Origin of the sequence: Streptomyces sp. R41, assembly GCF_041053055.1 — a bacterium.
GTDB lineage: Bacteria > Actinomycetota > Actinomycetes > Streptomycetales > Streptomycetaceae > Streptomyces.
In genome coordinates, this window is record NZ_CP163443.1 from 4,672,647 (window position 1) to 4,692,318 (window position 19,672).

The following is a 19,672-nucleotide window of genomic DNA, read 5'->3' on the forward strand; positions in this document are numbered from 1 at the left end:
AGACGGTCGCGCCGACCGGTGGAGCGAGAGGGGTCAGGCCGTGGCGGGGGCTGTCTTGGACAGCGGCACCCGGTCCGAGGGCAGCGCGGCGACGGCGGGCCGGAAGGGTGCGAGTTCGGGCAGGTCCGGGGTGCGGTCGGCGTGCCGGTTGCAGAGGTTCACGGCCTGGCGCAGCGTGGTGTGCGGGGCGCGGATGCGGGCCCAGCCGCCGGATGAGTCGCCGGTGACGGCGATGCCGGGGGTCTCGGTGGGGATCTGGATCGCGGCGAGGACCGCGTCCGGGGCGATGTCGCCGAAGGCCATGTTCGCCGAGGACTCGTCGTTGACGCGGTGCGCGGTACGCCCGGTGAGCTGGGCGCGCAGCATCGTGATGCCCTTGCCGAGTTCGGAGCCGAAGCGCTGCCCGCAGATCTCCAGATAGATCCCGGCGGCACGGCCGAGTTGGGCGAGCCGGACCAGCGCGGTGATGATCCGGTCCCGGCGCTTCTCCTCGTCCTTGTTGGCGAAGAGGGCGAGTTCGGCGACCTCGTCCACCAGGACCACGATCGGGACCGGGCGCAGGTGGTCGGGCAGGTCCCAGATGTCGGCGGCGATCTCCGCGTCCGGGACGCTCACGGTGATGCGCTGTTCGGCGCGGATGAGTTGATAGACGGCCTCCATGTGCGTGACGAGGGCTTCGAGCAGGTCGAGGGCGGTGTCGGGGTTGTCGGCGAGCGCGGAGAACCGGCGGGCCAGGGGGAAGAGTTCGACGCCCCGCTTGCAGTCGATGCCGACGAGCGCGACGTCCATCGGGGCGAGCCCAGCCACCAGATTCCGCTGGTACACAGACTTGCCGGACTCGGTGGCGCCGAGGGTCAGTGCGTGGGGTATCGCCCGGTAGTCGCGGTAGTGGACCGAGCCGTCTTCGCGCAGGGCGACCGGAACCCGCATCGGAGAGCGGTCGGTCTTGGCGGGCATCTGGACCCGCTTGAGGACGTCGTAGCCGGTCATCCGCAACTCGACGATGCCGGAACGCAGTTCGCGGGAGGTGACGCCGTACATCGCGAAGGAGTGGCGCAGCCGGTCGGAGGCCGCCGCGATGTCGAAGGCGTCCTGCCCGGGACGGAGCTTGAGCCGCAGCACCAGGCCGGTACGAGTGGGCCGTAACCGCAGGATCCGAGGCGCCCGGGACTCCGGGACGGGCCGGTTGGCGACCCGGGCGAGGACAAGGCGCCAGCGAGAGGGCGGGACGGTCAGCCCGCAGGCGTCCATGACCGAGGCGTAGCGGACCAGGACCCGCAGCGCAGCGAAGGTGACACCGAAGGCCAGCCAGTACCAGGCGGGGCGCCGCCACCGCAGGATCACTGCGGAGGCGACGACCAGCAGCAGCGCGACCGTGAAGGCGGTCATGATCAGGCCGCCTTGGGCTTCGAGGCAGCGGCGGCGAGCGAGGTGACGGCGACCGCACGGAAGGCGATGCCGTGCCGCTTCTGCCCGTTGAACTCGTTCTCCCACGACGAGGCGACCAGCCCGGTCAAGGCCACCGGGGTGCCCATGGTCAGGTCCTCGGAGACGCCGGGCTGCGGAACGGTGAGCTTGAGGATCTCCACCTCGTCCGGCGTGGAGAACATGACCTCCACCGTCATCAGGGTGACGCCGTCCTTATCGGTGGCGATCTCGCCGGTACGGCGGTCCTTGACCTTGGGCTGCGGAGCCTTGGCGACCATCACGGTCGCAGCGGTGGTGTCGACGGGGATCTGACGCATGGTGCGCTCCTCGGATCGAACTTGACGTACTTAGTACGTCATCTTGGGTTAGAGAATGAACCTGTATTACTTGGTGTGTCAAGTGGTTCTCTCGACGGGTGTCTGCGCAATGTGCTGCACTAGGTACGACAACCCATGAGAGGGGCTATGGCCGACTTCACCGCCGGGCGCGCCGCGTACTTGCAGATCGCTGACGAGTTCAAGCGCCGGATCCGAGACGGAGAGCTTGCACCCGGGGAGAAGCTGCCGTCAGAGGCGGAGCTGATGGCTCAGCACTCTGTGTCGCGAACGGTCGCCCGACAGGCGATCTCGCGCCTCCGTGAAGACGGCTACGCGGTCTCTCACCAGGGCAAAGGAAGCTTCGCAGCGCTGCCGGGAGAAGGCAGCCCCAGCAAGCGCAGCCCTGAGTTCGAGCAGATCACGGAGTATCTGTCGGAGGTTCGTCGGGATGTGCGCCGTCTTGCGGAGCGGATGGATCAGCTGGAGGACTTGGTTCGCCAGCAGGCGCAAGGGCGATGACCAAGGCGTCAGCTCGACGCGCGACCTCTGCCAGTTCCTCACCAAGTCCCCTTATCTGGTCGGCCAGTTCTCGCTGCTCTGCCGGGGTCAGCATCGTCACAGCCCCTTCGTTGCCCTCTGGATCTGACAGCCCCTCGGCCTGTCAGTAACGCTAGGACCAGACCGACTCACCACCCCGGAAAAACTCTCCGGGGCCGTACTGAGAGACGGGGGGACGCTTTTCCCATGCGAGGAATGACGACGAACCTGACGATCGGTGAGCGAGTCTCTTGGTACCGCCGCAGGCGCGGTATGTCCCAGGAAGTCTTGGCCGGGCTTGTCGGCCGGACGGTCGACTGGCTGAGCAAGGCCGAGAACAACCGCCTTGAGTTGGACCGACTCTCGGTCATCAAGGGCCTGGCCGACGCACTCGACGTGTCCCTTGGCGACCTGCTCGCCGAACCGACCCTCATGGACTGGACCCAGGACAGCGGCAACCGCACGGTGCCGGCGCTGCGGTCGGCCCTGATGAACTACCGGCAACTCACACCCCTGTTGGGACTTCCGACCGAGGGGGAGCCCACGCGGCTGGAAGAGCTGCGAAGCAACGTCACGGAAGTACTGGACGCCTACCAGGCTTCCCGCTACGGCTTCGCGACCCGCCGCCTGCCACTGCTGCTTACCGACGCTCTCATTGCGGCGCAGGCCTACGAGGGCACCGACCGCGAGCAGGCCAACGAGCTCTTGGCGCTGACGTACCAGAGCGCCGCCATGGTGCTCGGCAAGGTGGGCGAGGTAGACCTCGCGTGGATCGCAGCCGACCGCGGATTGAGTGCGGCCCAGCAGTCCGGCAACCCGGCGGTGACTGGATCACTCTTCCGATCTGTGGCTCACTGCCTCCTGTCGACTGGCCGCTTCGACGCTGCCGTACAGCTCGTGGGCGACGCAGCCGATTACCTTCGGCCCGGACTCACCGGCGCCACCCCTGACTTCCTGTCGATCTATGGAACGCTCTTCCTTGCTGGCTCGATGGCAGGGGCCCGAGCCGATGACCGCTCGACCGTACGAGAGTTCCTGGCCGAGGCCGACCGGGCGGCCCGCCAGCTCGGCCGGGACGCAAACCACATGTGGACCGCCTTCGGCCCGACGAACGTCGACATCCATCGCGTGGCCACTGCGGCCGAGCTGGGGGATATGCAGGTCGCTGTCGACCTTGGCCCGCAGATCGACACCAGCAGCCTCCCGACAGAGCGGCGGACGCGACACAACATCGAGGTTGCTCGCGCGCTCAGTGCGCACAACCGCGTCGACGACGCATTGGCGATGATCCTTGAGGCTGAGTCCTGGGCCCCTGAGCAGGTACGCAGCCACTACCTGGCACGAGAGCTGGTCCTCACGTGGGTCCGGAACCATCGGGGGCGGCCGAGCCGGGCCATGGCGGGGCTGGCCGATCGGCTGCACGTGGTCTAGGTAGGTACGCTCGGCTGCATGGCAGCGAACGAGCACGAAGCGAAGATGGCGCATCCGCGCATGGCCGCGGGTGCGCTTTTCTTTGATGCCGACGGGCGCGTCCTCATGGTGGAACCCACCTACAAGGACTACTGGGACATCCCCGGTGGCTACGTCGAGACCGGTGAATCGCCGCTGCAAGCTGCCAGCCGAGAGGTGCGCGAGGAGCTGGGGATCACGCCCGCGCTCGGCCGCCTCCTGGCCGTGGACTGGGCACCCAACGGTGCCGAGGGCGACAAGGTGCTGTACCTGTTCGACGGCGGCGAGCTCTCCCCGGAGACCGTGGAGGGAATCCACCTCCAGGCGGACGAGCTGAAGGCCGTCAGGTTCGTCCCCCCGCACGAGATCGCAGATCGCACGATTCCGCGACTGACCCGACGGATCCTCGCGGCGATCGAGGCCCGCGCCGAGAGCGCCCCGGTCTACCTCGAGCACGGCCAGGCGCCGGGCGACCTGGCGGCGTAGCGGGAGCGGGGGGATGCCAGAGAGCCCGAGGCACTCGGTATCTGTCGCAGGGATCACCGTCCGTGGAGACGGCAGGATCCTCGCTGTCCGCCGGGCAGACAACGACACCTGGGAGCCGCCCGGCGGTCTCCTGGAACTGGACGAGCAGCCACAGACAGGCGTCGTACGCGAGGTCTTCGAGGAGACCCGCATCAAGGTCGGCGTCCGCCAACTCACCGGCGTCTACAAGAACATGACGCTGGGCGTCGTGGCCCTGGTCTTCCGCTGTAAGCCAACGGCCGGCACCGAGCGCACCTCGAGCGAGTCAACTGCCGTCGAGTGGCTCACACTCGACGAGGTCCGAGAGCGCATGTCCGAGGTCTTCGCGGTCAGAGTCCTGGATGCCTTGGACCGCAACGGTCCCCACGTACGGAGCCACGACGGCAAGCGCCTCATCCCAGCGGGATAGAACTTTCCCTACGTTCATCAAGGCCCGCGCACGGCGCGGGCGCGCGCCGCCTTGTCGGCGGGGCCGCCGCCCTGTCTTCGCCAGCGGCGGCCCCGCCCGGCGGCGCGCTGCGTGCAAGCGGGCGGAGCACGGGAAGGCCCGACCAGGTCCGGCGGGTCAGTGAGCGGCATCGCTGGGCGGTTTACGTGGCCGGAGCGGGGCCGTCTGCGGCCATAGCCGTAGTGCCGTCGAATCAGGCTGGCTGCGGAAGGGGTGGCGTCGGGGCCAGGCGCCGAATCCGGGCAGAAACGGCCGCGGGGGCGGATCGTCGTACCGCCGCCGTCACGGATGCGGCAGCGTGAGCGGATCATCGCCGAGGGATGGGCCAAGGGGGAGCACCTGCTGCCGCGATGTGGCTCAGCCCGTCGTGGGCGCTCCGCTAGGTGCCCAGTCATGGCGGGAACAGGGTTTGGCCGCTGGGTCGTCTGTGGGCCGTGCGGGGCCCTCACTCAGCGGCTGCGCGGCCGCATCGATCTCTCGTAGAAGCAGGAGCCGCTGTGTCGTGATCAGCCTATTGACGACTGGGCTGTGTCTCGTGAAGCTGGGCTGGCCCGTGGGGAGCGGGCCATTTGAGGGGGTTAGGCGTGAGCGAGCAACAGCTGAGTCGCCGTGATTTCTGGGCGCATATGGGCTTTTTGGCATCGTTGGCCGCTTTCGTGGTGTCGCTGTTCATCGGCCAGCCCAAGTGGCTGCAGCTGTCGGCGCTCGTTGTCATGGTGCCGAGCGTCGCCGTGATGGGGCTTGAGAAGCGGAAGCGGCGCCGCTAACCGCCGGAGCAGGGACAGGCAGCGGCCCCTTTCCCAGGGCATCGCATTCGTACGGCCCGGACAACGGGCGGCCACCCGCGCACTGACATCCATAGCTGACATCAACCTCCCCGGACACCAGCACCCCCAGACGGTCAAGCGTGACCAACATGGCCGAGCGACTCCACGGCGGTGCTGCGCAGCGATCGAACTCCTAAAGCGGGTGTCGCAGGTTCGAATCCTGCCGGGGGCACAACGTGTTACGCCGCACCTGGGGGTTCTCCCACAGGGAGGCGCTCTAATCGGCCTCGGACTCCTCGTCCGGGGCCGTTTTACGTGAGCGACCGGATGCTGCTCAGCCTGGAGGCGGGGCTGCGCCCAGGTCTGGACGTCGGGACCCTTTCCGGTTCAGGCCAGACGGAACTCTTCGACGTGCACCTGTCGTGCGGAGACCCGCAGGTCTCATAGGCCGGCGAGCACAGCCCGGCCGCAGACGTCGCGTTCTGTGATGTCGGGGACCAGCGTCTGCAGGCTGCCGGGGCTGAACAGGCGGGGTGCCGCCCTCGCCGGTTCGCCGGTGAGCGGGTGTCCGTTCCGTAGCGCGACCAGGTGGGGCGCACCTCGTTCAGTAGCCCGGCGCAGCGTCGTGAACGCTCCGTAGAGTCCTTCGACGACGGCGCGGCTGCCGACCCGGGACGTTCCGCGGGCCAGCACTGGTTCCTCGCTTGTCGTGGGCTCGCTGGTCGGATGCCGACCGACGGAAGGGGACGTGAGCGAGATCAGCGTGCCGGGCGGACGGCAGACAGTACGCTCGATCCAGCGGGATCGGGCCCGCGGCACAGTGTCCGGGAGGTGCTTCATGACGGCCGAGATGATGGCCCCGGCGTGGATGCATGAGCAGATCACGGCGGAGGAGTACGAGTCGTGGTCCGAGGAGCAGTGCGCCGGTATCGAGATCGTGGACGGGATGGTCGTCGTGAGTCCGAGTGCGTCCAAGCGGCACAGCCGTCTGGCCCGGATTCTGGCCAACGCCCTGGAAGCCGCCGCGGGCCCGGAATGGAACGCCGACACCGACTTCGACGTCCGGCTTCAGGACGTCCCGCTCACCAATCGCCGCCCCGACGTCGTCGTGTACCAGGCAGACACCATCGACATCACCCCAACCCGCCCCGAGCACGTGCTGCTGGTCGCGGAGGTGGTGTCGCCAGGTTCGGAGACCACCGACCGGATCGTGAAGGTTGACCAGTACGCCAAGGCAGGCATCGGCTTCTACTGGCGGATCGAGCAGGCCGCGACAGGCGTTCCTCTCGTGTACACCTACGTTCTCGACCCCGCGACGAAGACCTACCGGGACGGAGACGTGTTCACCGGCGTCCTCAAGGTAGTGGCCCCGTTCCCGGTGGAGATCGACCTCGGGCAGGTCTGACCAGGCGCTGCTCGGCAGCCAACAGCGCGTGAGCGATTCGTGGCACCCAACGGTGCCGAGGGCGACAAGGTGCTGTACCTGTTCGACGGCGGCGAGCTCTCCCCGGAGACCGTGGAGGGAATCCACCTCCAGGCGGACGAGCTGAAGGCCGTCAGGTTCGTCCCCCCGCACGAGATCGCAGATCGCACGATTCCGCGACTGACCCGACGGATCCTCGCGGCGATCGAGGCCCGCGTCGAGAGCGCCCCGGTCTACCTCGAGCACGGCCAGGCGCCGGGCGACCTGGCGGCGTAGCGGGAGCGGGGGGATGCCAGAGAGCCCGAGGCACTCGGTATCTGTCGCAGGGATCACCGTTCGCGGAGACGGCAGGATCCTCGCTGTCCGCCGGGCAGACAACGACACCTGGGAGCCGCCCGGCGGTCTCCTGGAACTGGACGAGCAGCCACAGACAGGCGTCGTACGCGAGGTCTTCGAGGAGACCCGCATCAAGGTCGACGTCCGCCAACTCACCGGCGTCTACAAGAACATGACGCTGGGCGTCGTGGCCCTGGTCTTCCGCTGTAAGCCAACGGCCGGCACCGAGCGCACCTCGAGCGAGTCAACTGCCGTCGAGTGGCTCACGCCCGACGAGATCCGAGAGCGCATGTCCGGGGTCTTCGCGGTCAGAGTCCGGGATGCCTTGGACGGCAACGGCCCCCACGTACGGAGCCACGACGACAAGCGCCTCATCCCTGTCGGGTCGCGGGTGAGGCTTGACGGTTCGGCGTCAGGTGATGCTTGACGTCTGACCTGGATATCGTGGCTTACTGTCTGCCATGGCGGACCGTTTCCCTGAGATCACCTCCGTGGAGGAGTTCATCCGGCTGCGGGAGAGTGAGGAACCGGCGGAATACAACCGCTCGGCGTGGGCAGCCTTGCCGCTGGCAGTCTGGTGGGAGCTGGTGCGCAACCATCCCGAGATGCGTTTCTGGGCCGCGCATAACAGAACGGTGCCGTCGGAGATTCTGGCCGAGCTGATCAGGGATTCCGACTGGCGGGTCCGAGACCGTGTGGCCAGCAAGCGCAACTGCCCGCCTGAGCTGCTGGAACGGCTGGTCGACGATCCGCATGACGCCGTGCGGAGGATCGTTGCAGGCCATCCGCGCTCGCCGCGGTCGACAGTTGCGCGTTTGGTTGATGACCCGTGGCCGGTCATTGCGCAGGAAGCCCGCGCCCGGCTGGCCAACTGGCCGTCCGCGGAGTCGTCCGAGCCTTCCTGACAGCACGGCCCCGGCCCTCCCCGCACGCATCGATCAGACACGCACAGCCAAGCCGAGGCAAGCGGTGTCAAGCATCAGGTGAAGCCACTGCGTCAAGCATCAACCGAGACAGGACAACAAGCGCCTCCTCATCCCAGCGGGATAGAACTTCCCCTACTTCATCAAGGCCCGCGCACGGCGCGGGCACGCGCCGCCTCTGCGGCGCGGCCTGCCTCTGTCTTCGCCCCGGCTGGCCGCGCCCGGCGGTGCGCTACGGGCTGCGGGCGGACGAGGGAAAACCCGCTGTAGCTGGGGCGGTCGGCTTGTACGGGCTCTAGATCATTTGCGCTGTCGGCGGTACCTTGCCGTCATGACTCACAACCGAAAGGGCAATGCCGCGTAGGCGCCCATCCGCTGTACGGAGCGCTCTTCCCGTACGGATCCCGAGGTACTTCTTCCGCTACCCCTATCCGACGATCAACCGTCTGTCGGGGGCGTGCGAAGCCGACATCCGCAGGCTGGAGCACGCGCGTTTCTGGCTGGGCGCCACAGCCAAAGCCTTCTGGCACTGGGCCGCCTTGGCTCACGGTCCGCTGAAGCGGGTGGCTGATCCCTTCACTTCTGCCAGGTGCGGCATCCCCGAGTGCGGCTGCGACCCAGGCTACTCACGCGATCATCTCGAAGAGATCATGCATGCCTTGCCCAAGAAGTCGGCACGAGAGCTGCGGAAGCTTGTACGGGATCTCGACGGCAAGATCCTTAAGAGAGCCAAGGTCGTCCGTGCCGATTCTCCCGACGTCCCCTGGTGGCGAGATCAGGTCTAGGCATCTGACACCAACGACTGCCTCACGGGCCGTGTGAGCGCCGACCTAGGCGCCAGAGCCAAGAGGGGCACGTTAGAGCCGAGAACGCGTCAGGGGGCCACACGTGCCCCCTGCGTGCCCGATCGAGCAGCAACCGAGGGGGAACCACGGGGAGCGTCGTCGAGTCTCCCCGGAACGCGCAGGCCAGTGTGCCGCCAGGTCACACCTCACCCGCTTACGCGATCTTCCAAACTGCTGATGTACAGCAGCAAGGTGCAGCAACCACCGCGCCCGCAGCCGACCGCTACCAGCCTCGGCAGGCCGACGATGCCCCCGCAGACCACAACGGTTTCGGCCTATATCGCCCAGGTTTCAAAAATGCCCAACTCCTTCCCGATGAAGAGCGCTGCCGAAGTAGGAACCAGCAAGCAAATGCCGATGCCGCCAAGCACATATGGCGCCACTGGCCTCGCTTTCGGGAAGTGGCCATCGGGTCGACGCTTGCGGGCAATAGCGAAGCGCCGGATAAACAGAGCGGCACTCAACATGAGCAGGAACGCGCCGATAAACTGCAGCGCCATCAAGCCGCATTCAATAAGGAAAAGGACCAGGTACGAGAGCAGCACCCCCACGACTACCCTCACTTACTCAGATTTCGGCATCAATCAGAATCCGGTCGGCTTTCATTGCCGTCGGCTGCAACCACGCGCAAGGCGGACAATAGGATCATGGCTTGGACTGCGTCAATCCGTGCAGCTGAACGCGTGCCCTAAGCGTGCCCGACCGGCTGGTAAGTCACGGCCGTCTACGGGCTCCCCCACCCTGGACCAGCAACCGCGACAAGCACCACCACGGCAGGTCAAGGGCACTTACCCCGCTGGTGGCTCTGGTGATGATGAGGCGCACGCCCCTCCGTACAGCAGCGACAGCAACCGACAGCGCCCGTCATGAAGTCGACAGCGGCCCGAAAGCGGCCGTAATGACTCTGGATGACCGATCCATTCTTAGTTACGGATCAGAAGGCTTCTGACACGCTCCCCGTCGTACACGGCGCGTGACGTCGTCGAGCTGCGCCGTCGTGAGGCGAACTCGCCGACACCACCCGGGAGTTTCGTCGGTGCTCCTGGTTCAGCGCCGAATGGCCCACGCCGCCTCGCGCTCGCGGCGCGGCCACACGGGTGGTTCGGCGCGGAGCGCCTACGCCCGCCTTCGGCCTCGTAATGCCTTGACCGCACAGGGAACTTGAGCCGGCCGCCGAGCCAACGCCCGCGCTCGTTGATCAGACGATCCGGCGTGCCGACGAGCCGATATCAGACATTTGCTTATTAACCTCGCGCCATCTTATGACGTGGCGGATCGCATACGCGTCCGCTTCAACGCTCGGAGAAGACATGCGCAAGACTCGCAAGACGGCTGTCGTAGCCGTCCTCCTCGGCACCGTCGGCTTCCTCGGCGCCGGCACCGCCTACGCCCACGGGGACGGGCACGGGCACGGGCACGGGCACGGGCACGGGCACGGGCACGAGAAAGGGCACGGGCACGGGAAAGGGCACGGGAAAGGGCAGCACCACGGCGGAGAGAGCAAGACGATCGTCATCACCCAGAGCACCTCATGCAGTACGACCGACGAGAACACCGACGTACAGGGCGAGTCCGAGTACGGCAACTGGTCCAACGGCGAGGTCTCGCCTGGCCCGCAAACCACCAACATCGGCTCACGCCTGGGGTGCGACAACACCCTCGTCCTCGGCAAGTAGCTCACTCGGGTCCCGGCGCCGAGCCACACGCCCGGCTCCGGGGCCCGGACCCCAGGGGGTGTCCCTGGTCTCTTGCGGGGCCTGTTTGTGGTGCTGCCCCTCGGCCTTCTTCCGCTCGCAACAGGCCCTGGACGCAGGATCGGCCAGGGCCGCGAACGCGGAGAGAAAGAGATCGACGATCCCAAGCCTGCCGCGGCAGCGATTCGCCGAACTCGTCCAGGCCAGGCGCTCACTGTCGTGGGTTGTCATGGCAGACCCCGAAGGCAACGAGTTCTGTGTCCTTGGCCAATGGCATCAGTGAGGGCCCCTGAGAGCGCGCGTGTCCTGCCTGGTCCTGCCGAGTGCGCAGCACCTCAGAGGCCCTGTGGATCACTCCACAGGGCCTCTGGCCTTTGACTTGACGGCAGTGTTCGACGGCAACCGTCCACGAGCTGTGGGGAGCGTGCGGCCGTCGCTCGCACGGCGGCTGCCCTGACCGGTCAAAGGTGGTGCAGCGTCTCGATGATCTTGGCGGTGACGGCCTTGGTGGAGTAGGGGTTCTGTCCCGTCACGAGCCTGCCGTCAGCGGTGGCGAAGGGGGTCATGGGGATGGTGTTCCCGACATAGTGCGCGCCCCGCTTGCGGAGTTCGTCCTCCAGCAGGAACGGCACCCGCTTCTTCACCATGGCGACTCGCTCCTCCGCGGTGGAGAACCCGGTGACCGTGCGCCCGTCGACGAGCAGGGAGCCGTCGGAGAGCGTGATGTTCAGCAGTCCGCTGGCGCCGTGGCAGACCGAGGAGACCATGCCGCCGTTCTCGTAGATCTGCCGTGCGGCCTGCTGGAGCGCGATGTTCGAGGGGAAGTCCCACATGACGCCGTGCCCGCCGGTGTAGAAGATCGCGGAATACCGGGCCGGGTCGATGTCGGCCGCCTTGGCGGTGTGGTCCAGGCCCGACATGAACGCGCTGTCGTTCATGTGGTCGCGTACCGCCCTGTCGGCCCATCTGGTGCTGCGCGGATCCAGCGGCACCGGTCCACCTTCTGGACTGACGATGTCGACCTCGAAGCCGGCCCGGCGGACCCCGGCGTGGAAGTGAACCAGCTCTCCGATCCACAGTCCGGTCCGATGGGGGTTCGTCCCGTAGGTCGCCTGGTTGGTTACCACGGCGAGGATCCGCCTCATCGCCATCACGACTCCTTGTGTGCCGCGGAGTTGGCCACGGGCTTGGTGTTCAGGCCTGCTCGGTGGGGCGTACGAGCAGCTCGGCGACGGCCACGTGCCGGGGGCGGGTGACGATGTAGCCGACGGTGTCGGCGATGTCCTGGCTCTGCAGCCGCTCGATGTCGCCCAGGGCGGCGACGATGTGCTGCTGGATGACGTCGGGGTTGTGCGTACGCAGTTCGGTGTCGACGCTGCCCGGCTCGATGACGGACACGCGGACGTGCTGCCGTGCCAGTTCCTGGCGCAGTGCCTCGCTGAAGGCGCCGACGCCGAACTTGGTGGCGCTGTACACGGCGGACATGGCGTAGGCGTTGCGGCCGGCGAGCGAGCCGATGTTGACGATGTCGGCGACCTGACGCGGCTCCTCGGCGGCGGCCTTGACCAGGTGGGGGACAGCCGCGTGGGCGGTGTACATGAGGCCCATGAGGTTGATGTCGATCATGCGCCGCCAGTCGTTCAGGTCCGCACTGGGGGCGGGCCCGAGCAGCATGAGGCCGGCGTTGTTGACCAGCGTGTCCAGGCGGCCCAGGCCCTCGACGGTCCGCTCGACCGCTTCCGCGGCGGCCTGGGCGGTGGTGATGTCGGCGGGCACGACCAGGGTCTTTCCACCGGCGCCGGTGATTTCCGCGGCGAGGTCGGTGAGCCGGTCCTCGCGCCGGCCGACCAGGGCCACGGCGGCGCCCTCGCGGGCAAGCTCCAACGCGGTGGCGTGGCCGATACCGCTGGATGCTCCGGTGACCAGGGCGACGGTTCCTTCAAGACGACGATTCATGGGTTCAGGCCTTTCGATGAACGGCCACGCTGCTGCGGGCCGTACGGGACAGGGGTAGGACGGCCCCATGAGTGGGGGCCGTCCGGGGTGGAGGCCGCTCGAGGCAGGGCCGAGGGCACAATGGGGAAGTGAGCAGCACTGGGCAGAAGACCACCGACAGCACGCGTCGAGAGACCAGGACCGAGGGAGAACTACCGCCTCGCGAACGCCTGGTCCGCGCCGCGTCGCGGCTGTTCTACTACGAGGGCGTCCGCGCGATCGGCGTGGAGCGGCTGATCGCCGAGGCCGGGGTGACGAAGGCGACCTTCTACCGGCACTTCGCCTCCAAGGACGACCTGGTCGTGGCCTACCTGCTGACCAAGGACGCCTACTACAAGGCGGTGGCCGAACCACTGGCCGCCGGGCACCCGCCCGCGGAGGCGATCGACCTGATCTTCGAGGCCATCGCCGAGCACGCCCGCGAGCGCGGCTTTCGTGGATCGCCGTTCCTGAACGCGGCCGCCGAGTACCCGGACGCCGACCATCCGGTCCGCGGCCTGGTGACGTCCCACCGGAACTGGATCCGCACCCTCTTCCAGGAGCTGCTCAGCCGGCTCGGCCACGCCGATGCGGAGTCGGCCGCCGGTGCGTTGCTGATGCTGTACGACGGCGCGATGGCCGCCGGCTACCTGGACGACTCGACGGCCGCCCACAAGACCTTGCTGAACGCGGTCCGGTTCATCCGATCGGAGGGCTGACCCCAGCTGGGCCGCGCGAAACAGCGGCCCTCTGCGGGGCCCCGGCCAGGCCGGGGCGCGGTTTGCTTTCATAGAACCTTTTTGATCTCTCTTCGACATGCACCGAGGCCCACCAGCAGTTCTCTGCATGGAGGCAGTCCCGCCCCAGAAGGCCGAGAAGCCATTCCCCACGAGGTAGGAAGACCGGTCGTTCTCCCTGTCGACGATAGCCTCCCTCGGCGTCCGCGCGCCACTGGTCGACCCGTTTGTGGGATCCCTCACCGGTCCGCCGCCGGCTCTCGCCACCGGCCCAGAGGGCCGGCATTCCGGCCCTGAGCACGGCCACTCGCGCCGTCTACACCATGTGGGCCGGCTGGACAGCCCGCCCTGACATCCACGAGTGACATCAACGGCCCCGTAGCACGCAGGCACAGCCGCGCCCGGTCGAGGCCACCATGCAGCTCCATGGCCGAGCCTCACCGTGATCGAACTCCTGAAGCCGGTGTCGCAGGTTCGAATCCCGCCGGGGGCACAGAACAAAGGGCCGGGCCACGACACAAAGGGCCGGCCCACGACGTACACGCCTTGAGGAGCTCTGTCATTCGGCGGCGGTCGGCTTGCGAGCCTTGTCCGGTCGCGATGCTGTTGATGCGAATGCGTCCCGACGCTCAGGGCCGCGGTGGCATCGGGCTGTCGGCCATGCGGGCGGAAGGACGAAGCATGCCCATGCCGGGATTCATAGCGGGCCGCCGGCGTTGCGCCGCGGCGATCGCCACGGCGGTGACCTGTTCGACGGTGTTCACCGGGTCGGACCTCGCCGCCACCGGCGGCGCGCCGTCACCTTCCGTGCCCGCCCCGGAGTTGGACTGGAAACCCTGCGTCCAGGGCAGACAGTTCGACTGCACGACCGCGAAGGTGCCGCTGGACTACCGCGACCCCCGCGGACGCACCATCGAGCTGGCAGTCGTCAAACGCAAGGCAACCGGCCCCGGACGGCGCGGGCCGCCGCGAGGATCTCCTCGTCCGTCTCCACCCCGGAGCCCGTCAGGACCTGGAGCAGCCGGGTCCGCCACACGTCGGGGTCCGTCTCGTACGCGTCCAGCACCCGTACGCCGTAGCCCCCGCTGTTGCCGCCACCCGCGACCAGCCTCCGGCGGACCGCCTCTCTCAGCCCGGCGTAGAGCTCGTGGACGACTCCGCGCGCGGAGTCCGTGAGTCCGGCCGCCGCGCCTGTGGCGAACGCGGTGGCCACCAACTCCACTTCGGTCACTGGGACTTCCCTTCAGTTGTGCGGGTTGTGCGATGTCGTGTCCGTCACCATGGCCGGGGGTGCTGCAATGCTGATGAAATTCCGGTGATGTACGGGAGCGGAGGCTTCGCGGTGGACGGGGGAACACCTCAGCGGCTTCGGATCGCGTTACTCGGGCCACTTTGCGCCTGGCGTGGCGAAACGCCGCTGGACCTGGGGCCGGTTCGGCGGCAGGCCGTACTCGCCGCGCTGGTGCTGCGCGCGGACACGCGGGTGAGCCATGAGCAGTTGCTCGACGACCCGTGGGACGGGCAGCTGCCGGGGTCGGGTCCGCGGTCGGGGTCAGGCGCCGGTAGCTGTCGGTGTACCCCTCCCCCGGGTCCTCGCCGGTGCGCCCCGTGCCGTACTCGACGGACTCCGTCAGCGCCTTGGGCAGCGCCTTGAATCGTACGGGCGTGGTGACGGAGGCGCCGGGTCCGATGGCCGTGTCGAGTGCGCACAGCGCCTGTTTGACCTGGTCCTCGATGGTCGAGTAGGTGCAGCCCTCGACGGGCTCGGGGGAAGTCGAGTCCACGGGTCAGCCGTACCCGGAAGGTGACGCCGTCCGCGGCCGCCGTGCCGTTGTTGGTGATGGTCACCGACTCGTCGTACGCCTCGCCGGGCTTGGGAGCGGTGCGCGGCAGAGTCGAGATCACCAGGTCGGGCCCGGCCTCCTCGGCGTGCGCCACGGGAGCGGCGGCTGCGGGAACGGCCGCGGCGATCGCGGCGGCGGCCACGACAGCCGCCGCTGAGGGGCGGATGTGCTGGCGCACGGTTGGTCTCCTCGTCGGGGCGGGAACGCCGACCCGGTGGAGTCGGGGGCGGCTCCGCAGCAGCCGAAACGGTGCCTTCCGGTGTCCGGCGGGCCCCGTCCGGGAGTGCCGGACTTGCCCTGGAGTGCGCTCCAAGGTGTTCGCTGGTGAAAGAAGCGCCGCGACGTCACGACGGAGCAGGCGAGGAGTTTCATGAGGAGCACGCCATGACACAGAAGATCTGGTTCATCACCGGTGCCTCACGCGGTTTCGGGCGGGAGTGGGCGATCGCGGCGCTGGAACGCGGCGACTCCGTGGCCGCGACGGCCCGCGATCCGTCCACGTTGGACGATCTTGGCGCGACCTACGGAGAGCGGCTCCTGCCCCTGCAACTCGACGTCACGGACCGCGACGCCGACTTCGCCGCCGTGCGGCAGGCGCACGAGCGGTTCGGGCGCCTCGACGTGGTGGTCAACAACGCCGGCTACGGCCACTTCGGGATGGTCGAGGAGCTCACCGAGGCGGAGGCCCGCGCGCAGCTGGAGACCAACCTGTTCGGCGCACTGTGGATCACCCAGGCGGCACTGCCGTTCCTGCGCGAGCAGGGCAGCGGCCACATTCTGCAGGTCTCTTCCATCGGCGGGATCAGCGCGTTCCCGCTCGTCGGCATCTATCACGCGTCGAAGTGGGCGCTCGAAGGGATCAGCCAGGCGCTGGCCCAGGAAGTGGCGCAGTTCGGCATCAAGGTCACGCTGATCGAGCCCGGTGGGTTCGCGACCGACTGGGCCGGCTCCTCGTCGAGCACGTCCGAGCAGTTGCCGGCGTACGCCAAGTTCCATGAGCAGGTGCAGGAGCAGCGCCGCGAGCGCGTCGGCACCCCGGGCGACCCGCAGGCGTCCGCCGCGGCCGTGCTGGAGATCGTGGATGCCGACGAGCCGCCGCTGCGCTGCTTCTTCGGTACGGCACCCCTGGGTATCGCCAAGGCCGACTACGAACGGCGTCTGGCGACATGGGAGAAGTGGCAGCCGGTGGCGGAGCTGGCGCAGGGCTGAGCTCAGGACCGAGCGCGGGGCCGGCAGCGGGCCGGCAGGCACAGCGGAAGCGGACCGGCAGGCACGGCGAGAGCGGGCCCGGCAGGCACAGCGGAAACGGACCGGCAGACACAGCAAAAGCGCGCCGGCAGACACAGCGGAAACGGACCGGCAGACACAGCAAAAGCGCGCCGGCAGACACAGCGGAAGCGGGCCGGGCGTTGTACGGCTCGGCCCGGCGCCTCTCGTCGCCTCTTTCGTCCGAGTGGGGAAGCCTGGTCAGCGTGCGCGCGGGCCCGCTCCGCCGGAGCCCGCCCGGCCCGACGTGCGCAGTGTGCCGACCGTCTTCAGCAGCCGGTCGGCCGGGTCGCGCAGCCTGGGGTGGGCCAGGACCGTGTTCCGCAGGCCGCGTACCGGCCTGCGCCAGAGCCGGTGCGCCGCCGCCACCGGGTGGGGGCGGATCGCGAACCCTTCTCCCACGCGCAGTTCGCGGGTCTTCAGCCAGTCCTTCCACTCCTTGTCGCCGCGCCCCAGATCCATGAGCCGTACGCCGTCCCGGCCCGCGGCCTCGGCCATCCGCAGGTGCATGATCAACCCGGGCGAGTAGTAGCGGAGTTCAGGGTCGTACGCGGTGAACCAGGCCGCGAACAGCGTGCGCGACGTCGGTCCGAAGTGCGCGGCCACCGGGCGGTCGCCGGCGTACAGGACGGACAGCACGCCGGTGAAGTGCTCTTCGCGGACGTCGAACAGATGGTCCACCAGGTCCACGATCCACGGCCGCGCGAACCGGTCCATGCGTCCCGTCCTGCGGTACTGGGCGGACTTCCACTTCATGAGTGTGCGCAGCACGTGCGGATCACGCTCGTCGTAGACGAACCGCATCTCTCCCAGGTCGCGCCCCAGCCGGCGTTCCTTCTTCAGCGTCGTCTTGGCCAGCCCCGGGTACGCGCCGCGCAGCCACTCCGCGTAGCTGCCGTGGCCGCCGTCCTTCAGATCGATGGCCGGTGAGGCGAAGGTGCCCGTGGCGTATCTGCCGAAGGGCTTCTGCTCCTCGACGAGATGGTCGAACTCGAAGACGGACAGCCCGCAGGCCCGCAGCAGTTCCTGGGTGTCCCAGGTGACTCCGGGGCGGTGCACGAGGGCCTGGCAGTCGGACAGGCCGAGACCGATGGCCCGGCCGACGCCGAAGGAGTTGCGCTCGTACGGGAAGAAGCCCACGGGCTCACCGCCCTCGTGCAGGACCGCCACCCGCGCCCCACCGCGGTACCTGCCGACCCCGACCGCGAACTCCGGCGCCAGGAAGGGGTTTGCGTAATCGGGCGACTCGTCCATCGCCCGGTGCCACGCCCGGCGAAGCGGAATATCCAGCTCCTCGGGTCTGTGGATGGTGATGTCCACCTCAGATCAACCCCCGTTCCGCAGACTCCGCGAGGGACGTACTGGTCGCGGCGCAGGCCTTAAGGCGTGTGGATCACTGTGCATGGATCGAATGGATCGCGTGGATCGCATGGGCGACCGCTCCCCCCAATTTCCCCCACGACGCGCTGTCCGCGTCCTGCCACTTCTTTGGCTATCCCCTGAACCACACCGTGTACGCGCTCGTTCCACGGTCGCCGACCGAGACTCGAACTGTCCAGCGGGGCTCAAACGTCGCGAAACAGTACGCACGCTGTCAAGAGTGTCTGAGGTAACGGAAGCGTGCGGATCGGGTGAGCCGGTCCGCTCAGGGCCGTGCGACCCGCGACTCCCGGCCCTCCAGCCGCCTGCTGGACCCGGCGCCCTGCTCGGCGGGCCACCGCGGTGCCGTCGGCCTGCCGCGGGGCGCGGTCCGCCCAGGCCGCACCCTGTTGGAGCAATGGGCCTATCAGCAGCCCTACACCTCACCCGCCAATCAGCAAGGCCATAAACGACTCATAGGACGGAATAGGCTTGGTCAATAATGAAATATTCGACAACCCTACGCAACCCATCGTCAGACATTCACCACCTTTGTAGTGCAATCCAATATCCACAGTGATCGATTGCCGCTGGCAGAAGAATTACCCTGAACGCCCGTTACCTCACTGCCGGTTACGTCCGTTAGGTGGTCGTGACTTGGAAGGAAAAGTCCCTAGCTGAGGTTCGTTCAGCTCTCCGCCGCCGGGAAGACCCTGAAGAGCAGGCACACTTCAACCACTGTTCGGACCTGCTTGAGGACTTTCTCAAGACAATCAGCCGAATGGAGAACGAATACCTGCGAGCCTCCACAGACGGGAATGTCATCACCAGCGCGGTCGCCGATGGCTCCAAGGCCCATGCCTTGGATGGAACGTTCCGGACCAGGCTGCGCGGGAGCCGGTGATGAACAGGAGTCAGAACGAACCAGGTCTTCACGACACGCAGTTCGGACTGGGAGCCGACCAGACGTGGGCAGGCCAGTATCCCTACGACCACGAGCTGTTCGAGGCGGATCGCATCTTGCACATCCCCCAACCGGCGGTCGCGGCGAACGAATGGGATCCGGCCGAAGAGCTGGCCGAGATACTCGGCGCGGCGACCACCATGGATCCCTCCGTTCCCCTGGTGGACGACTATGGGCCCCCGCGCCACCGGGTCGATCGACGACGGCCACAGCCGGCCCGGTTCCTCGTCGGGCGGCGCAAAGTCATCCCTGTCGCGATCCTGGTGGCCATAATCACCGCCTGCTCGGTGACCATGCTGGGCTGGTCCCTCTCGTATTCATATAATCAACTACGTGCTATCGCTTTGTCGGTGGAGCCGCGCAACCTGGCGAAATGGTGGCCGCTGACCGTATATGGGCCGTGGCTCGTGGCAGGTCTGTCCATCCTGCGGGCATCCGTTCAGCGCCGACCCGCTCGCCGGTCCTGGACCGTCATGCTGATCTCTTCCGCAACGGCTGTGGCCCTGTGCGTAGGCCAGTCCCCGCACTCCGTACTGGCCATGGTGATCGTCGGAATTCCACCTATTACCGCCCTGGTCTGCTTCCGGGAGCTGGTCGGGCAGATGGCGTCCCCGAACGGCCCTCGCCACGCCACTCATAGCGTGAAACAGTCCAACGACGGATGACGACAGCGCCCGGCCGGGATGCGTTCCTGGGCCGGGTGCTGTTCCGGAATCGCCGAAGCGTGGTTCCGCACCGCCACCACGGGTCGCAGAGTCGCCCCTCGGGTACGCGAACGACCTTATGCGCACACACTGAAGGACGTCGCTCCCAACACGCGACCGTCCCCCGGCTGC

The 19,672-nt window shown here is 67.8% G+C and carries 21 protein-coding genes; 13 read left to right on the forward strand and 8 right to left on the reverse strand.

The genetic code is table 11. The annotated features are described in order from the left end of the window. Positions 1-33: 33 nt before the first annotated feature. Together AB5J53_RS21395 and AB5J53_RS21400 are read right to left on the reverse strand one after the other, a co-directional pair. A complete protein-coding gene (locus tag AB5J53_RS21395) occupies positions 34-1,389 on the reverse strand; it encodes an FtsK/SpoIIIE domain-containing protein (protein WP_369247271.1) in 1,356 nt (451 codons plus the stop codon). A 2-nt stretch (positions 1,390-1,391) separates the two neighbouring features. Beyond that, positions 1,392-1,745 carry a hypothetical protein gene (locus AB5J53_RS21400; protein WP_369247272.1) on the reverse strand — a complete coding sequence of 118 codons (354 nt, stop codon included), beginning with the start codon at positions 1,743-1,745 and terminating at the stop codon, positions 1,392-1,394. A 147-nt stretch (positions 1,746-1,892) separates the two neighbouring features. Here AB5J53_RS21400 and AB5J53_RS21405 point away from each other — a divergent pair, with 147 nt between their 5' ends. The 9 genes from AB5J53_RS21405 (at position 1,893) to AB5J53_RS21445 (ending at position 8,135) form a co-directional block, all read left to right on the forward strand. Next, positions 1,893-2,264: a GntR family transcriptional regulator gene (locus tag AB5J53_RS21405; protein ID WP_369247273.1), complete on the forward strand. Its 372-nt coding sequence runs from the start codon at positions 1,893-1,895 to the stop codon at positions 2,262-2,264. A gap of 234 nt (positions 2,265-2,498) precedes the next feature. Then, positions 2,499-3,713, forward strand: coding sequence for a helix-turn-helix domain-containing protein (locus tag AB5J53_RS21410; protein ID WP_369247274.1), 1,215 nt, complete (start codon positions 2,499-2,501; stop codon positions 3,711-3,713). A gap of 18 nt (positions 3,714-3,731) precedes the next feature. Beyond that, a complete protein-coding gene (locus tag AB5J53_RS21415; RefSeq protein ID WP_369247275.1) occupies positions 3,732-4,217 on the forward strand; it encodes an NUDIX domain-containing protein in 486 nt (161 codons plus the stop codon). A gap of 13 nt (positions 4,218-4,230) precedes the next feature. Then, complete coding sequence (locus AB5J53_RS21420; RefSeq protein WP_369247276.1) at positions 4,231-4,665, forward strand: NUDIX hydrolase; 435 nt, start codon at positions 4,231-4,233, stop codon at positions 4,663-4,665. Positions 4,666-5,288: 623 nt separating this feature from the next. Then, positions 5,289-5,471 (forward strand): hypothetical protein, encoded by a 183-nt coding sequence (locus tag AB5J53_RS21425; protein ID WP_369247277.1) that lies wholly within the window; start codon positions 5,289-5,291, stop codon positions 5,469-5,471. Positions 5,472-6,309: 838 nt separating this feature from the next. After that, positions 6,310-6,876, forward strand: coding sequence for a Uma2 family endonuclease (locus AB5J53_RS21430; RefSeq protein ID WP_369247278.1), 567 nt, complete (start codon positions 6,310-6,312; stop codon positions 6,874-6,876). A gap of 39 nt (positions 6,877-6,915) precedes the next feature. After that, positions 6,916-7,170 (forward strand): hypothetical protein, encoded by a 255-nt coding sequence (locus tag AB5J53_RS21435; RefSeq protein WP_369247279.1) that lies wholly within the window; start codon positions 6,916-6,918, stop codon positions 7,168-7,170. A gap of 13 nt (positions 7,171-7,183) precedes the next feature. Next, the gene (locus tag AB5J53_RS21440) at positions 7,184-7,657 is read left to right on the forward strand and encodes an NUDIX hydrolase (protein ID WP_369247280.1); all 474 of its coding nucleotides are present in this window, start codon (positions 7,184-7,186) and stop codon (positions 7,655-7,657) included. 34 nt (positions 7,658-7,691) lie between these two features. After that, positions 7,692-8,135, forward strand: coding sequence for a hypothetical protein (locus AB5J53_RS21445; RefSeq protein ID WP_369247281.1), 444 nt, complete (start codon positions 7,692-7,694; stop codon positions 8,133-8,135). A gap of 1,138 nt (positions 8,136-9,273) precedes the next feature. On the opposite strand, the gene AB5J53_RS21450 is transcribed toward AB5J53_RS21445, so the two are convergent. Continuing rightward, a complete protein-coding gene (locus AB5J53_RS21450; RefSeq protein ID WP_369247282.1) occupies positions 9,274-9,549 on the reverse strand; it encodes a hypothetical protein in 276 nt (91 codons plus the stop codon). Positions 9,550-10,308: 759 nt separating this feature from the next. Here AB5J53_RS21450 and AB5J53_RS21455 point away from each other — a divergent pair. After that, positions 10,309-10,674, forward strand: coding sequence for a hypothetical protein (locus tag AB5J53_RS21455; protein ID WP_369247283.1), 366 nt, complete (start codon positions 10,309-10,311; stop codon positions 10,672-10,674). A 479-nt stretch (positions 10,675-11,153) separates the two neighbouring features. On the opposite strand, the gene AB5J53_RS21460 is transcribed toward AB5J53_RS21455, so the two are convergent. Then, positions 11,154-11,843 (reverse strand): type 1 glutamine amidotransferase domain-containing protein, encoded by a 690-nt coding sequence (locus AB5J53_RS21460; protein ID WP_369247284.1) that lies wholly within the window; start codon positions 11,841-11,843, stop codon positions 11,154-11,156. A gap of 43 nt (positions 11,844-11,886) precedes the next feature. Beyond that, positions 11,887-12,648 (reverse strand): SDR family NAD(P)-dependent oxidoreductase, encoded by a 762-nt coding sequence (locus tag AB5J53_RS21465; RefSeq protein ID WP_369247285.1) that lies wholly within the window; start codon positions 12,646-12,648, stop codon positions 11,887-11,889. A gap of 128 nt (positions 12,649-12,776) precedes the next feature. Here AB5J53_RS21465 and AB5J53_RS21470 point away from each other — a divergent pair, with 128 nt between their 5' ends. Beyond that, on the forward strand, positions 12,777-13,385 hold the full coding sequence (locus AB5J53_RS21470; protein WP_369247286.1) for a TetR/AcrR family transcriptional regulator: 609 nt from the start codon (positions 12,777-12,779) through the stop codon (positions 13,383-13,385). Between the two features lie 647 nt (positions 13,386-14,032). On the opposite strand, the gene AB5J53_RS21475 is transcribed toward AB5J53_RS21470, so the two are convergent. Beyond that, a complete protein-coding gene (locus tag AB5J53_RS21475; RefSeq protein ID WP_369247287.1) occupies positions 14,033-14,269 on the reverse strand; it encodes a hypothetical protein in 237 nt (78 codons plus the stop codon). 62 nt (positions 14,270-14,331) lie between these two features. Next, complete coding sequence (locus tag AB5J53_RS21480) at positions 14,332-14,634, reverse strand: hypothetical protein (RefSeq protein ID WP_369247288.1); 303 nt, start codon at positions 14,632-14,634, stop codon at positions 14,332-14,334. 997 nt (positions 14,635-15,631) lie between these two features. Here AB5J53_RS21480 and AB5J53_RS21485 point away from each other — a divergent pair. Then, a complete protein-coding gene (locus tag AB5J53_RS21485; protein WP_369247289.1) occupies positions 15,632-16,456 on the forward strand; it encodes an SDR family oxidoreductase in 825 nt (274 codons plus the stop codon). A 258-nt stretch (positions 16,457-16,714) separates the two neighbouring features. On the opposite strand, the gene AB5J53_RS21490 is transcribed toward AB5J53_RS21485, so the two are convergent. Then, a complete protein-coding gene (locus tag AB5J53_RS21490; protein WP_369247290.1) occupies positions 16,715-17,833 on the reverse strand; it encodes a GNAT family N-acetyltransferase in 1,119 nt (372 codons plus the stop codon). 942 nt (positions 17,834-18,775) lie between these two features. On the opposite strand from AB5J53_RS21490, the gene AB5J53_RS21495 reads away from it, so the two are divergent. After that, on the forward strand, positions 18,776-19,501 hold the full coding sequence (locus tag AB5J53_RS21495) for a DUF2637 domain-containing protein (protein WP_369247291.1): 726 nt from the start codon (positions 18,776-18,778) through the stop codon (positions 19,499-19,501). The last annotated feature ends 171 nt before the right edge of the window (positions 19,502-19,672 follow it).

Excerpts from the sequence above, each read along its gene's own strand:
- AB5J53_RS21395 (WP_369247271.1), bottom strand. The coding sequence starts at position 1,389 with ATGACCGCCTTCACGGTCGCGCTGCTGCTGGTCGTCGCCTCCGCAGTG.
- AB5J53_RS21400 (WP_369247272.1), bottom strand. The coding sequence starts at position 1,745 with ATGCGTCAGATCCCCGTCGACACCACCGCTGCGACCGTGATGGTCGCC.
- AB5J53_RS21405 (WP_369247273.1), top strand. The coding sequence starts at position 1,893 with ATGGCCGACTTCACCGCCGGGCGCGCCGCGTACTTGCAGATCGCTGAC.
- AB5J53_RS21410 (WP_369247274.1), top strand. The coding sequence starts at position 2,499 with ATGACGACGAACCTGACGATCGGTGAGCGAGTCTCTTGGTACCGCCGC.
- AB5J53_RS21415 (WP_369247275.1), top strand. The coding sequence starts at position 3,732 with ATGGCAGCGAACGAGCACGAAGCGAAGATGGCGCATCCGCGCATGGCC.
- AB5J53_RS21420 (WP_369247276.1), top strand. The coding sequence starts at position 4,231 with ATGCCAGAGAGCCCGAGGCACTCGGTATCTGTCGCAGGGATCACCGTC.
- AB5J53_RS21430 (WP_369247278.1), top strand. The coding sequence starts at position 6,310 with ATGACGGCCGAGATGATGGCCCCGGCGTGGATGCATGAGCAGATCACG.
- AB5J53_RS21440 (WP_369247280.1), top strand. The coding sequence starts at position 7,184 with ATGCCAGAGAGCCCGAGGCACTCGGTATCTGTCGCAGGGATCACCGTT.
- AB5J53_RS21445 (WP_369247281.1), top strand. The coding sequence starts at position 7,692 with ATGGCGGACCGTTTCCCTGAGATCACCTCCGTGGAGGAGTTCATCCGG.
- AB5J53_RS21455 (WP_369247283.1), top strand. The coding sequence starts at position 10,309 with ATGCGCAAGACTCGCAAGACGGCTGTCGTAGCCGTCCTCCTCGGCACC.
- AB5J53_RS21460 (WP_369247284.1), bottom strand. The coding sequence starts at position 11,843 with ATGGCGATGAGGCGGATCCTCGCCGTGGTAACCAACCAGGCGACCTAC.
- AB5J53_RS21465 (WP_369247285.1), bottom strand. The coding sequence starts at position 12,648 with ATGAATCGTCGTCTTGAAGGAACCGTCGCCCTGGTCACCGGAGCATCC.
- AB5J53_RS21485 (WP_369247289.1), top strand. The coding sequence starts at position 15,632 with ATGACACAGAAGATCTGGTTCATCACCGGTGCCTCACGCGGTTTCGGG.
- AB5J53_RS21495 (WP_369247291.1), top strand. The coding sequence starts at position 18,776 with ATGAACAGGAGTCAGAACGAACCAGGTCTTCACGACACGCAGTTCGGA.